The sequence below is a fragment of the Nocardia sp. NBC_00881 genome (assembly GCF_045207455.1).
Lineage (GTDB): Bacteria > Actinomycetota > Actinomycetes > Mycobacteriales > Mycobacteriaceae > Nocardia.
On sequence record NZ_CP108798.1, the window covers coordinates 7662223 to 7674946 of the forward strand.

Sequence of the window (12724 nt, forward strand, 5' to 3'; positions counted from 1 at the left end):
AGTCCCGGCCCGTGCGCTCAGGCGCCGACCACCCCCGAGTGCCGGGCCGATCCGCGCGAATGAATCGCCAACGCCCACACCAGCATCCCCGCGAGTATGAGCAGAACGCCGATTCCACCGGCCAACCCGAGCCACCCGCCTCTGGCGTAGGCGATGCCCGCAGCGCCGCCGACGAGCGCGCTGCCGAGGTAGTAGGCGAACAAATACAGCGACGACGCCGCACCACGGTTGCCCTCCGCTATCACGCTGACCCATGTGCTTGCTGCCGTATGCGCTCCGAAAAACCCGGCGGTGTAGAGCAATACGCCCAGGATCACGGTGCCGAGATGATCTGGAACCGTCACCGCGAGACCGATGGCCATCAGCCCCACCGACGCCGCGAGCACCTGTTGTCTGCCGATCCGATCGGCCAGGCGCCCGGCCGCCGCCGACGCTGCCGTTCCAGCCAGGTACAGCACGAACACCAGCCCGGCGAGCGCCTCTGGTAGCCCGAACGGCGCCCCGATCAGGCGGTAGCCGAGATAGTTGTAGATCGAGACGAACCCGCCCATCAGCACGAAGGCCAGCCCGAACAGCGCGAGCAGCCCGCGATGGCGCAGTTGTTTCGCGAGACCGCCGAGCACCGTGCGGATTCCGGCGGGCCGGGCGACGAAACCGCGGGAGGGCGGCAGGCCCCGGATGAACCACACTGTGCAGGCCGCCGCGGCGACCGAAGCCGCTGCTTCCGCCCATCGCCAGGACGTCAGATTCAGGGTGAACGCCGGAATCAACCGCCCGGCCAACCCGCCGACCGTCGTGCCGGCCACATAGGTTCCCATCGCGGCGCCGACTCCGGCGCCGCCGATCTCTTCTCCCAAATAAACCATCGCCACCGCGAGCACGCCCGCGAGCGCGATTCCCTGCAGCGCTCGCCCGGCGAGCAGCACGCCCAGCGACGGGCTCAGCGGTAGCAGCAGACCGATCCCGGCCGCCGCGACGGCGGAGCCGATCATCACCTTGGTCCGCCCGATACGAGAAGACAGCGCGCTCGCCGGAACGCTCGCCAGCGCGAGGAAACCGGTGGTGAGCGACACCGCGAGCGCCGCATGTGCCGGTGTGGCGCCGAACGCCGCCGAAATGCTGGGCAGCAGGGCTTGGGCGCTGTACATGGACGCGAAGGTCGTCAGGCCGGCGGCGAACAGTGCCGTCGTGATCCGGCGCTCGTGTTGGGCGTCCCGGGTTTGCGTCGTGGTCATGGGCTCCTCCTGCGGTTCAGGATCGCCACCCGTCGTACAGAAAGGAAATGAATAATAATGAGAGAGTTCATGCTCTATCCGCATATAGAGAGGCCGGGTTGTGTTGGGTGAAGACCTGGAGTGGTTTACGACACTCGCCGAACTGGAGCGGGTCGGCGCGGCGGCCGATCGGCTGCACCTCGCCCAGCCCACGCTGTCGCGCATGCTCGCCCGGTTGGAGCGCAGGATCGGCGTCGAGCTGTTCGATCGACGAGGTAAACGCATCATGCTCAACGAGTACGGCCGGATCTACTACGAGCACGCCCGCCGCGCGCAAACCGAGCTGGACGGGGCCGCGCAAGCGGTATCGGACCTGGCCAACCCCGCCAAGGGCGTGGTGCGACTGTCGTTCCAGCATTCCTTCGGCGGGTCGCTCGTGCCGCAGCTGATCGGCGGTTTCCGGCGCGGCTCCGGCCGGATCACGGTCACACTGTGGCAAGGGGCCGGCGAGACGGTTACGCAGCGGGTGCTCGACGGCGAGGCCGATCTGGGCATCGTCTCCCCGCGCCCGGCCGTGGCCGGTGTCGGTTGGCGCACCGTGCTGCACCAACCTGTCGTGCTCGCGGTGCCCGCTGAGCACCGTTTGGCCGGGCGCAGGCAGGTCCGGCTCGCGGAGCTGGCCGATGCCGAGTTCGTCACAATGCATCAAGGCTTCGGGATGCGGCGCATCTTCGACGAGCTGTGCGCGGCCGCGGACATCCGGCCGAGGATCGGGTTCGAATCCAGCGACCTGGTCACCGTGGCCGGGCTGGTATCGGCGGGGTTGGGCGTGGCGATCCTGCCGCGGGAGGATCCGTTGTCGGCGGGCCCGCTGTCCGGTCCGGTGACCGTGCCGCTCGCGGACCCGGGCGCCTCTCGTGCGGTCGGGCTGGTCTGGTCCGCGGCCGCGACATTGTCGGACGCGGCGCGACGATTTCGTGATTTCACTACGGATTGGGCCCAGCGGCGCGGGGGAATCCCGTGATCATGGTCCCTCCGTCAGAGGCCTATTCATTGGGCGGTGTCGGTGGGGCGCGTTAAACTTGCCTCAATACAGCAGCAGTCGAGACCGGAAAGCAGGCTTCAGCCACTTTTGAGAACACAAGGCGAGATCGGCGACCCGACTACACCCGAGGCAGGCATCGGTGCCGGTGACGGTTCGGGCCCCGCAGCGCGCACCGTGCGTTCGAGTATCGAACTCGCTCCCGAATCCGTGTTCCCGTTCCTAGGTTCGGCCGACCAGAATCTGCGCGAACTCGAGGGGCTACTCGACGCGGACATTCACGTCCGAGGCAATTCGGTAACCCTCACCGGCAAGGCGGCCGATGTCGCGCTGGCCGAGCGAGTCATCGAGCAACTTGTCGCGCTCACCGGCCGCAATCGAGTGGTTACCCCGGAGGCGGTGCGCCACACGGTGTCGATGCTCACCGAGGGCTCGAGCGAGTCCCCGGCGGAGGTGCTCAGCCTGGACATTCTGTCAAGGCGCGGCAGGACCATCCGGCCCAAGACCCTCAACCAGAAGCGCTACGTCGACGCGATCGATGCCAACACGATCGTGTTCGGCATCGGACCCGCCGGTACCGGCAAGACGTATCTCGCGATGGCCAAGGCGGTCCAGGCGCTGCAGTCCAAGCAGGTCAACCGGATTATCCTCACCCGTCCCGCGGTCGAGGCGGGGGAGCGGCTCGGCTTCCTGCCCGGAACGCTGAACGAGAAGATCGATCCATACCTGCGCCCGCTCTACGACGCGCTGCACGACATGATGGATCCGGAGGCCATCCCGAAGCTGATGGCGGCCGGTGTCATCGAGGTCGCGCCGCTGGCATACATGCGCGGCCGTACCTTGAACGACTCGTTCATCATTTTGGACGAGGCGCAGAACACCACCGCCGAGCAGATGAAGATGTTCCTCACCCGCCTCGGGTTCGGCTCGAAGATCGTGGTGACCGGTGACGTCACCCAGGTCGATCTGCCGACCGGGGCACGGTCGGGTCTGCGTGCGGCGTCGGAGATCCTCACCGAGATCGACGACATTCACTTCGCACTGCTCACCAGCAGCGACGTGGTCCGGCATCGGCTCGTCACAGACATCGTCGACGCCTACGAGCGGTTCGAGGCAGAGTCGCGTCCGCAGGTCGCCGCGCATTACGGCGGCAACCGGGCGCAACGGCGCGCCGCGGGCCGGACGGACCGGCGGTAGCTCGTTTCGCCGTGCGGGGCTCCGCTCCCGCCGTACGATCGCCGGGATCGTACGCTATTCGGGTGAGTATCGAGATCGCCAACGAGTCGGGTATCGACGTGCCCGAAGAAGACCTGGTCAGCGTCGCGCGATTCGTGATCGCCCGAATGGACGTACACCCGGCCGCGGAGCTGTCGATGGTGCTCGTCGATCTCGACACCATGGCCGACCTGCACATGCGCTGGATGGACTTGCCGGGCCCGACCGACGTCATGTCCTTCCCGATGGACGAACTCGAGCCGGGCGGGCGGCCGGACAGCCCCGAACCCGGCCCGTCGATGCTGGGTGACATCGTGCTGTGCCCTGAGTTCGCGGCAGGACAGGCTCGCAAGGCGGGCCACTCGCTGGATCATGAGCTCGCGCTGCTCACTGTGCACGGCGTGCTCCATCTGCTCGGCTATGACCATGCCGAGCCGGAGGAGGAGAAGGAGATGTTCGCGCTGCAGGCCCGGCTGCTCGAGGAGTGGTATGAGAGCCTGCGCGAAGCGCGGCGGCGGGCCGAGCTGGCCGCGCGGGACGCGCGGTTGCTGGGTAAGGCGGGCTTCACCACACCGGGTGACCCCGTGGGACCCGCGTGAATTCACAGACCCTCGTTCTGCTTGCGGTCCTGCTCGTCCCGGTGGGTGGGGTGTTCGCCGGTGTCGATTCGGCGCTGAACACGATTTCGCCCGCCCGAGTCGAGGACCTGGTGCGTGCCGATCGGCCCGGCGCGGTGCGGCTGACCCGGATCGTCTCCGACCGGGCCCGCTACGTGAATCTCATGGTGCTGCTGCGCATTCTGTGCGAGATCGGCGCCACGGTACTGCTCGCGGCGGGGCTCATGACGGTCTGGGCGGACGATTGGGCGCTGCTGGTCACCGCGCTGGTGATGGTGTTGGTGTCCTACGTGGTGATAGGCGTCGGCCCGCGCACGCTCGGTCGTCAGCACGCGTACTCGATCGCGCTGGCCGCCGCGCTGCCGCTGCAGTTCATCGGCGCGCTGCTCGGCCCGCTCAGCACGCTGCTGATTCTGCTCGGCAACGCGATCACCCCGGGCAAGGGGTTTCGCAACGGCCCGTTCGCCTCCGAGATCGAGCTGCGTGAGGTGGTCGAGATGGCAGGCGAGCGCGGCGTGGTAGCCGACGACGAGCGCCGGATGATCCAGTCGGTCTTCGAGCTCGGCGACACCCCGGCCCGTGCGGTGATGGTGCCGCGCACCGAGATGGTCTGGATCGAGGCGAACAAGACCGCGGCGCAGGCGCTGTCGCTCGCGGTTCGGTCCGGGCATTCGCGCATCCCGGTGATCGGCGAGAACGTCGACGACATTCTCGGCGTCGTCTACCTGAAAGACCTTGTGCCGTATGCGGATCGCAGCCGAAAGGTGCGGGTGCGCGAGGTCATGCGGTCGGCCGTGTTCATGCCCGATTCCAAGCCGCTGGACAGCCTGCTCGACGAAATGCAGCGCAGGCGCAATCACATGGCGCTGCTGGTGGACGAGTACGGCGGCATCGCGGGCCTGGTGACCATCGAGGACGTGCTCGAGGAGATCGTCGGCGAGATCGCCGACGAGTACGACGTCGATGAGACACCGCCCATCGAGAACCTCGGCGGGGGCCGCTACCGGGTGTCGGCCCGGTTGTCGGTGGAGGACCTCGGCGAGCTGTACGGGCTGGAGATCGAGGAGGAGGACGTCGACACCGTCGGCGGCCTGCTCGCGCACGAACTCGGCCGTGTGCCGCTGCCCGGTTCGAAGGTCGCGGTGCACGGGCTGGTACTGCGTGGCGAGGGCCGCGCGGATGCACGGGGGCGGATGCGGGTGCACACCGTGGTGGTGCGCAAGGCGACCGAAAGGGTCGAGGCCGAGAAATCCAACGGCGACAACCCCAATGGCAAGCGCAAGGCCAATGGATCGGAGCCGGAGACCCCGGCCGATCGTAACGAGGACGGAGACATCGGATGACCGAACTGGATGCCGAGGACAATAAGCTGATGGTGCTGGCCCGTGGCGCGCTCGGCCGCACCGACGGCGCGAGTGGCGCGGCCATCCGCGACACGGAGGGACGCAGCTACGCCGCGGGCGAGGTGAACCTGACGGCGCTGCGCCTGACCGCGCTGCAGGCGGCGGTGGCCGCCGCGATCTCCAGCGGCGCGGAGGGATTCGAGGCGGCCGTGGTGGTCGGCGGGCGCTTGTCCGACTTCGGGGTCACCGCGGTGCGGGAGGTGTCGGCGGAGGCGCGGATCATCTTCACCGACCGCGACGGTGCGGTGTTCGAGATCGTCGACGATTCGGCCGACGCCGGCGAGGTGCGTGGTGGCTGACGGATCCAAGGCGCACGAGGACGCCGAATTCCACTCCGGCTTCGTGTGTTTCGTCGGACGGCCGAACACGGGCAAGTCGACGTTGACCAACGCGCTGGTCGGTGCGAAGATCGCGATCACCTCCTCGCGCCCACAGACCACCAGGCACACCATTCGTGGCATCGTGCACCGAGAACACACCCAGTTGATCCTGGTCGACACCCCCGGCCTGCACCGGCCACGTACGCTGCTCGGCCAGCGCTTGAACGACCTTGTGCGCGATACGTATTCGGAAGTCGACGTGATCGCGCTGTGCATCCCGGCCGACGAGAAGATCGGGCCGGGCGACCGCTGGATCGTGCAGCAGATCAGGCAGATGGCACCGAGGACGACGCTACTCGGTGTGGTCACCAAGATCGACAAGGTGAGCCGGGACCAGGTCGCAGAGCAACTGGTCGCGGTCTCCCAGTTGCTCGGCCCGGACGCGGACGTGGTGCCGGTGTCGGCGGTCAAGGGCGAGCAGGTCGAGGTCCTCGTCGATGTCATCGCCTCGAAGATGCCGGAGGGCCCGGCCTTCTACCCCGACGGCGAGCTGACCGACGAGCCGGAGGAGACGCTCATGGCCGAGCTGATCCGCGAGGCCGCGCTCGAGGGTGTCCGCGACGAGCTGCCGCACTCGCTGGCCGTTGTCATCGAGGAGATCCTGCCCTATGAGGGCCGTGAGACTGAGTCGACGGGCCCTCGCCCCGCCCGGGCCATGCTCGACGTGCACGCGCTGCTGTATGTCGAGCGGCCCAGCCAGAAGGCGATCGTCATCGGTAAAGGCGGCTCTCGGCTGAAAGAGGTCGGCACCAACGCGCGCAAGCAGATCGAGCACATCCTCGGCACTCGCATCTACTTGAATCTGCACGTGAAGGTCGCCAAGGACTGGCAGCGTGACCCGAAGCAGCTGGGCAAACTGGGCTTCTGACCGATTTCAGCCGTCCCAGGCGGTTCCCGGATCCTTCTTCGGATGGCGGTCGATTCAGCCTGGCCGGTAACGCCGCTGCCGGGACACGCGGGCCGAGTCAGCCGCTGCCGCGCACGATGCCGGAGATCAGCAGCAGTACAGATTGCTGGGTCTGCGCACGGGCCGCGTCCGGATCGGCGGCGTGTGCGACGATCAGGGCGGCTTCGCTGATCACGCTGATGACCAGCTGGGCGAGCACCGGGATCGGGGCGTCGGCGATCAGCCCCGCGTCGCGGGCCCGCTCCAGTTGCCTGGTGATCAGGCCGAGGCCATGGGCCGACTCGAACTCGCGCCACGCCTGCCAGCCGAGCACTGTGGGGGCGTCGGTGAGGGCGATCCGTAACATCGCGGGCCGCTGGCAGATCTCCAGGAAAACAGCGAGCCCGACGGCCATGCCGGCCATCACATCGTCGGGATCGGCCGCGGCGATGGCCTTTTCGATCTCCTCTGTGGTCTCGACCTCGATCTGCTCGAGCACAGCCAGGAACAGTCCACGCTTGTCGCCGTAGTGGTGGTGTAGCGCGCCGCGAGTGACCCCCGCCTCGGTGACCAACTGTTCGGCGGAGGTCCCCGCGAAGCCGCGCTCGGTGAACAGGCGGCGTCCGGCTTGTTCGAGCGCGGCCCTGGTGACGCGGGAGCGGTCTTCCTGGCTACGGCGTGGCATGCAGCCGAGTGAACTCCAGGATCGATTCGGTGAGCAACTCGGGCTGGTCTTCCGGCAGGAAGGTGTAGGAGTCGTCGATGAGCTTCAGCGTCGCGTTCGGCAGGTCGCCGGCCAGACGTTCGGCGAACGAGAGCGGGAAGATGCGGTCCTCCCGCGCCCAGGCCAGTAGCACAGGAATGTCGACGTCGGCGAAATGGCTCGCGGCTGCCAGGGTGTAGCTGCGATGCACGGACCGAAGGAAGCGGCGCAGATCTTTTCGGATCGCGGCCGAGTTCCGGCTCGGCAACAGATAGGAGTCGACGATCTCTGCCGGCACCGGCCGTTTGGTGGCCAAGCCGAAGGCCAGCGGCAGGCGGTACAGCGCCCGAATGCGCATCGCTTCGGTCAGTGGGCGCATCGACCCGGGGATCCTCGCCAGCAGCGGGAGCGCCGTGAACGGCTGCGGTAGGAAGCCCTCGTAACTATCGACCGACGCGAGCACGACGCGGCCGATCCTGGACCGGTCGCGGGTGAGCAGCACCTGTGTGATCGCGCCGCCGGTGTCGTTGGCGACCACGGTTACGTCGGTGAGTTCGAGGCGCTCGAGAAATGCGGCGATCAAGTCGGCGACGCCTATCGGGGTCAGTTCCGCGTCCGGGACTGGAATCTCGTGTGAGCCGAGCGGCCAATCCGGCGCTATGCAGCGGTGGCCCGCGGCGGCGATCGCGGGGACCACCTTGCGCCAGAGGTCCGCGTTGACGAGTAGGCCGTGCACGAAGACGACCGGAGCGCCCTCCCCGGTTTCGTGGTAGCGGATGCGGCCGCCGGCCAAGTCCACCTCGTGGGTGCGGCCGAGTGATGTGCTGGTTGCCATGGTTCCTCCGAGTCGTCGCAGTTCCGGTCCACTGTTACATGCATACCGTATGTATGTCTAGAGAAGTACTCCTACCCAGGGCGGATATTGCGAAACTGATATGGACGATTGACCAAGTTCGGCGCTACGGTTACTACAGCGACGAGACGGAGCTCAGATGACGGTGTCCGATCAGACCCGGATTTCGCCCGAGAGGCGGGAACTCGGGCTGGCCGAGCTAGCGGCGGTGATCGCGCGGGGCACGATCACCTCGACGGCGGTGGTCGGTGCCGTACTCGATCGGATCGAGGCGTCGCAGCCCACGCTCAACGCGTTCCGGATCGTGCGCCGCGAACGGGCGTTGGCCGAGGCGGCCGACGCCGACCGGCGGCTGGCCACCGGTGAACGGCGGCCGCTCCTCGGCGTGCCCATCGCGGTGAAGGACGACACCGATATCGCGGGTGAGCCGACCGCGTTCGGGTGCGGTGGCAGCTTCACGCCGAAAACCGAAGACGCCGAATCGGTTCGGCGGCTCCGCGCGGCGGGCGCGGTGATCGTCGGCAAGACCAACACCTGCGAGCTCGGGCAGCTGCCGTTCACCAGTGCCGACTGGTTCGGACACACCCGCAACCCCTGGGACCGCAGCCGAACGCCGGGTGGGTCCTCCGGCGGCTCGTCGGCGGCCGTCGCCGCCGGATTGGTCCCGGCCGCATTGGGTTCCGACGGCGCGGGCTCGATCCGCATCCCGGCCGCGTGGACGAACCTGGTCGGCATCAAGCCGCAACGCGGCCGGATCTCCACCTGGCCGGAAGCCGAGGCGTTCTACGGGCTCACCGTGAACGGGCCGTTGGCGCGCACTGTCGCGGACGCGGCGCTGCTACTGGACTCCTCCGCCGGTCCACACCAAGGCGACCTGCACACGCCCGCGCCGATCACCGCCTCGGACGCCGTCGGCCGCGACCCAGGACGGTTGCGGATCGCTCTCTCGCTGCGCATCCCGTTCACGGCGACCAAGACGGCGCTCGACCCCGAGGTCGAACGGGCGGTGCGGCAGTCCGCCGCCAGCCTGCGCAAGCTCGGACATTCGGTGACCGTGGCAGACCTGCACTACGGCATCATGATCGGCGCCTCATTTCTGCCCCGCTCCCTGGCCGGAATCCACCGGGTGTACCACCGGATGCCCGGCGCCGAGGTCGACCCGCGCACCACGGCCAACGCCTGTTTCGGCAGCCTGTTACGCGGACCGGCGCTGATTGCCGCGCGTCAGACCGAACCGTTGCTACACAAGCGCATCGGGAACTTCTTCCGTAACCACGACCTTGTCCTCGCGCCGACCACGGCGACACCGCCGCCGCGCGTCGAGGAGATCGACGGCATCGGCGTGACCGCCACCACGAACCTCATCACCGCGGCTTGCCCATACACCTGGCCGTGGAACGTGCTCGGCTGGCCGAGCGTCAACGTGCCCGCGGGATTCACCGACTCCGGCCTGCCGGTCGGCGCCCAACTGATGGGCACAGCAAACTCCGAACCCCTCTTGATCTCCGTAGCCGCCCAACTCGAATCCGAACTGGAGTGGCATCGCCACCGCCCACACCGTGGTGGTGACCCCGACCCGGATTCCCCGCTGGGCCCGATCCCGAAGGCGGCGGCGAGCGATCCTGGGTTGCTGCCGATCTTCGATATCTCGCCCCGGTGTATCCCGGATCAACCGAGGCGCGAACCCGCGGCGCCGCAGGCGCTGCAAACCAACACAGCAATTAGACTCAGGCCGTGCGTTTGTATCGGGATGAGGCTGTGGTGGTGCGCCAGCACAAGCTCGGCGAGGCGGATCGCATCGTCACGCTGCTCACCCGGCAGCACGGTCTCGTGCGGGCGGTCGCCAAGGGGGTGCGGCGAACCAAGTCGAGGTTCGGGGCCCGCCTGGAGCCGTTCTCCTACATCGATGTGCAGCTGTATCCGGGGCGCACGCTCGACACGGTTACCCAGGTGCACACGATGGAGGCGTTCGCCGCCGACATCATCGATGATTATGGGCGCTACACCACCGCGTGCGCCGTGCTGGAAACCGCCGAACGTCTGGCAGGCGAGGAACACGCGCCCGCGCCCCGGCTGCATGCGCTGACTGCGAGTGCGTTGCGCGCGATCGCGGCCAAGCAGCGCCCGCACGAGCTGATCCTGGATGCGTTCCTGTTGCGTGCCATGGGTTTCGCGGGCTGGGCGCCCGCGCTGGACGAATGCGCCAAGTGCGCGACACCGGGGCCGCATCGGGCCTTCCATGTCGCGGCTGGGGGTGCGGTGTGCGTGCACTGCCGTCCGGCGGGGGCGGCGACGCCCGCCCCCGGGGTGCTCGATCTGCTGACTGCCCTGCTGCGCGGCGAGTGGGAGTACGTCGAGACGGTGCCGGACACGGTGCGCAGACAGGCCAGCGGCCTGGTCGCGGCGCACCTGCAGTGGCATCTGGAGCGTCAGTTGCGCACCTTGCCGTTGATCGAGCGTTCTGGGGCCATTAATCCACGAATTGAAGCTCTACCTGGGGTAGCTCGACCATGACGCGGGCGCACACCGCACGGTGCCAGGTGGCCGGGTAACGGGTGTCGGGCTCGTGCTTGCAGTAATCGTCGTTGGTTCGGTAAGTGTGCAGGCGTGGGGAGATCTCTCCGGTGTAGATGGCGTCGACCATTGCCTCGACCACCTGCTCGGTCTCATCCGCGATCGAGGCGAGCTCGCGGGCCACGGTGTCGGGGATCTGAAAGGCGCCCTTCTCCCACCGTTCGACGGTGCGCTCGGCGACCTCGAAGAACCGCGCGCACCAAGGGACCGGCAGGCCGAGCAATTCCCGAGTGGCGCGGAAACCTGCCGCGGTTCCGGTGCTTGGTAGATCGATCACGTGCGAGAACCCTCCCCAGCATCACAGTATGGAAAAGAATAGGTCACTTTTGCTGGAAGGGACCCCGGAATTCACCAGGACGCAACTCGCCAGTACAGGGTGCTGTGCCGATCAGGCAGGATGGAGCCCGTGATCCTCCGTCGAGACTCTTCCACCGCGACCAGGCCGAACACAGTAGGCGCCGTCCGTCCGCCTTCGCCGCATCCGTCGGGAGCTCGTCCGCCGCAGCTGCCGCAAGAGCTGGTGCCGAACCATGTCGCGCTGGTGATGGACGGCAATGGGCGGTGGGCCCAGGAGCGCGGGCTGCCGCGCACCGCAGGTCACGAACGCGGCGAGGTAGTGCTGATGGACACCGTGGAGGGCTGCATCGAGATCGGGGTGAAATGGCTGTCGGCCTACGCCTTCTCCACCGAGAACTGGCGGCGCAGCCCCGAGGAAGTGCGCTTCCTCATGGGCTTCAACCGCGACGTGATCCGCCGCCGCCGCGACGAGATGCACGCGATGGGTGTGCGCGTGCGCTGGGCCGGACGCCGACCACGCCTGTGGCGCAGCGTGATCAACGAATTGGAGATCGCCGAGCAGCTCACCGAGAAGAACACGGTGATGACTCTCACCATGTGTGTCAACTATGGTGGCCGGGCCGAAATCGCCGATGCGGCAAGGGAGATCGGGCGTCGCGTGGCGGCGGGCGAGATCGACCCGGAAAAGATCACCGAGTCCACAGTGGCGAAGTACCTGGACGAGCCGGACATGCCCGACGTGGATCTGTTCTTGCGTCCGTCGGGCGAGTTCCGCAGCTCCAACTTCCTCATCTGGCAGTCGGCTTACGCTGAATATGTTTACCAGGACACGCTGTTTCCCGATTTCGACCGGCGCAACCTATGGGAGGCATGTCTCCAGTACGCTTCGCGTGACCGTCGCTTCGGCGGCACCAAGTGAACGGCGGGACGGACATGGACGCAGCGGTGACTCCGGACCGGGAGCTGCAGGCACGGGCCGGGGCCTGCCTGTCGCACTACGACATCGATGTGCGTGTCGACCCCGAAGGGTCGCTCGGATTCGAATACGAGGGCGCCCTCTGTTCGCTGCGCGCGGTGAATCTCGCGCCGGGCCTGGATGTGCTGACCCTCACCTGCGTGCTGGCCTGGGACCGGCCGCTCAAATCCCAGCTGCACAAGCGGGTCGCCGAGCGCAATAACGCGTTGCAGTTCGGCTCGCTCACCGTGATCGGCCGCGGCAATCTCGCCGACGTCATCCTCCGGTACACCTTCCCGGCCGCGGGGCTGGACGACCAGGCGCTGACCACGATGCTGCTGCTCGTCCTGTCGAACGCGGGCCGAGCCAGACAAGGTCTGCTGCCCTGAGGACATGACCTCTGTCCTGCCGAGGTCGTGACAGCCATGCGAGGTATGGGGCTCGGGTTATCCGCGCCGCGGGCTCGGGCGGATCGGCAAGGCCGGCACGAGCGCGGGCCGAGGTGGTGCGCGCCGCGGAGCGACTCGGCTGGGCTCTGATCCCTGCGCGCAGCCCCATCGTCGAGCCGCGTCCACGCCGTGATTC

General features: G+C 67.7%; 13 protein-coding genes and 1 pseudogene. 10 read left to right on the forward strand and 4 right to left on the reverse strand.

Annotated features, from left to right (window positions below; all coding sequences use genetic code 11):
• Positions 1–17: 17 nt before the first annotated feature.
• The gene (locus OH799_RS32500) at positions 18–1235 is read right to left on the reverse strand and encodes an MFS transporter (protein ID WP_406272234.1); all 1218 of its coding nucleotides are present in this window, start codon (positions 1233–1235) and stop codon (positions 18–20) included.
• Positions 1236–1335: 100 nt separating this feature from the next.
• Here OH799_RS32500 and OH799_RS32505 point away from each other — a divergent pair, with 100 nt between their 5' ends.
• From OH799_RS32505 to era, 6 genes are all read left to right on the forward strand, one after another.
• Positions 1336–2238, forward strand: coding sequence for a LysR family transcriptional regulator (locus tag OH799_RS32505; RefSeq protein WP_406272237.1), 903 nt, complete (start codon positions 1336–1338; stop codon positions 2236–2238).
• A 156-nt stretch (positions 2239–2394) separates the two neighbouring features.
• The gene (locus OH799_RS32510; RefSeq protein ID WP_406282800.1) at positions 2395–3453 is read left to right on the forward strand and encodes a PhoH family protein; all 1059 of its coding nucleotides are present in this window, start codon (positions 2395–2397) and stop codon (positions 3451–3453) included.
• 62 nt (positions 3454–3515) lie between these two features.
• Positions 3516–4070: an rRNA maturation RNase YbeY gene (gene ybeY / locus OH799_RS32515; protein WP_357266551.1), complete on the forward strand. Its 555-nt coding sequence runs from the start codon at positions 3516–3518 to the stop codon at positions 4068–4070.
• A complete protein-coding gene (locus OH799_RS32520) occupies positions 4067–5431 on the forward strand; it encodes a hemolysin family protein (protein ID WP_406272240.1) in 1365 nt (454 codons plus the stop codon). Before ybeY ends, OH799_RS32520 begins: the two co-directional genes overlap by 4 nt.
• The gene (locus OH799_RS32525) at positions 5428–5790 is read left to right on the forward strand and encodes a cytidine deaminase (RefSeq protein ID WP_357266557.1); all 363 of its coding nucleotides are present in this window, start codon (positions 5428–5430) and stop codon (positions 5788–5790) included. Before OH799_RS32520 ends, OH799_RS32525 begins: the two co-directional genes overlap by 4 nt.
• A complete protein-coding gene (era, locus tag OH799_RS32530; protein ID WP_406272243.1) occupies positions 5783–6739 on the forward strand; it encodes a GTPase Era in 957 nt (318 codons plus the stop codon). Before OH799_RS32525 ends, era begins: the two co-directional genes overlap by 8 nt.
• Before the next feature lie 97 nt (positions 6740–6836).
• Here the strand turns inward: era and OH799_RS32535 are convergent, their stop codons facing one another.
• Positions 6837–7442 (reverse strand): TetR/AcrR family transcriptional regulator, encoded by a 606-nt coding sequence (locus OH799_RS32535; protein ID WP_406272246.1) that lies wholly within the window; start codon positions 7440–7442, stop codon positions 6837–6839.
• A complete protein-coding gene (locus OH799_RS32540; RefSeq protein ID WP_406272248.1) occupies positions 7429–8295 on the reverse strand; it encodes an alpha/beta fold hydrolase in 867 nt (288 codons plus the stop codon). Before OH799_RS32540 ends, OH799_RS32535 begins: the two co-directional genes overlap by 14 nt.
• Before the next feature lie 157 nt (positions 8296–8452).
• Between OH799_RS32540 and OH799_RS32545 the strand changes: the two are divergent.
• Positions 8453–9814, forward strand: a pseudogene (locus OH799_RS32545) (amidase); the annotation flags it as partial.
• Between the two features lie 233 nt (positions 9815–10047).
• Positions 10048–10827, forward strand: a complete 780-nt coding sequence (recO, locus tag OH799_RS32550) for a DNA repair protein RecO (RefSeq protein WP_406272251.1) — start codon at positions 10048–10050, stop codon at positions 10825–10827.
• On the opposite strand, the gene OH799_RS32555 is transcribed toward recO, so the two are convergent.
• Positions 10784–11164 (reverse strand): DUF1870 family protein, encoded by a 381-nt coding sequence (locus OH799_RS32555; RefSeq protein ID WP_406272254.1) that lies wholly within the window; start codon positions 11162–11164, stop codon positions 10784–10786. The genes recO and OH799_RS32555 overlap by 44 nt on opposite strands.
• 120 nt (positions 11165–11284) lie before the next feature.
• On the opposite strand from OH799_RS32555, the gene OH799_RS32560 reads away from it, so the two are divergent.
• Together OH799_RS32560 and OH799_RS32565 are read left to right on the forward strand one after the other, a co-directional pair.
• Positions 11285–12103, forward strand: a complete 819-nt coding sequence (locus OH799_RS32560; protein WP_406272257.1) for an isoprenyl transferase — start codon at positions 11285–11287, stop codon at positions 12101–12103.
• A gap of 14 nt (positions 12104–12117) precedes the next feature.
• The gene (locus tag OH799_RS32565; RefSeq protein WP_357266576.1) at positions 12118–12528 is read left to right on the forward strand and encodes a YbjN domain-containing protein; all 411 of its coding nucleotides are present in this window, start codon (positions 12118–12120) and stop codon (positions 12526–12528) included.
• Positions 12529–12724: the final 196 nt, after the last annotated feature.

Bases quoted from the DNA above. Each gene is read 5' to 3' on its own strand.
- OH799_RS32500 (WP_406272234.1), bottom strand. From the start codon at position 1,235: ATGACCACGACGCAAACCCGGGACGCCCAACACGAGCGCCGGATCACG.
- OH799_RS32525 (WP_357266557.1), top strand. From the start codon at position 5,428: ATGACCGAACTGGATGCCGAGGACAATAAGCTGATGGTGCTGGCCCGT.
- OH799_RS32535 (WP_406272246.1), bottom strand. From the start codon at position 7,442: ATGCCACGCCGTAGCCAGGAAGACCGCTCCCGCGTCACCAGGGCCGCG.
- OH799_RS32540 (WP_406272248.1), bottom strand. From the start codon at position 8,295: ATGGCAACCAGCACATCACTCGGCCGCACCCACGAGGTGGACTTGGCC.
- OH799_RS32560 (WP_406272257.1), top strand. From the start codon at position 11,285: ATGGAGCCCGTGATCCTCCGTCGAGACTCTTCCACCGCGACCAGGCCG.
- OH799_RS32565 (WP_357266576.1), top strand. From the start codon at position 12,118: ATGGACGCAGCGGTGACTCCGGACCGGGAGCTGCAGGCACGGGCCGGG.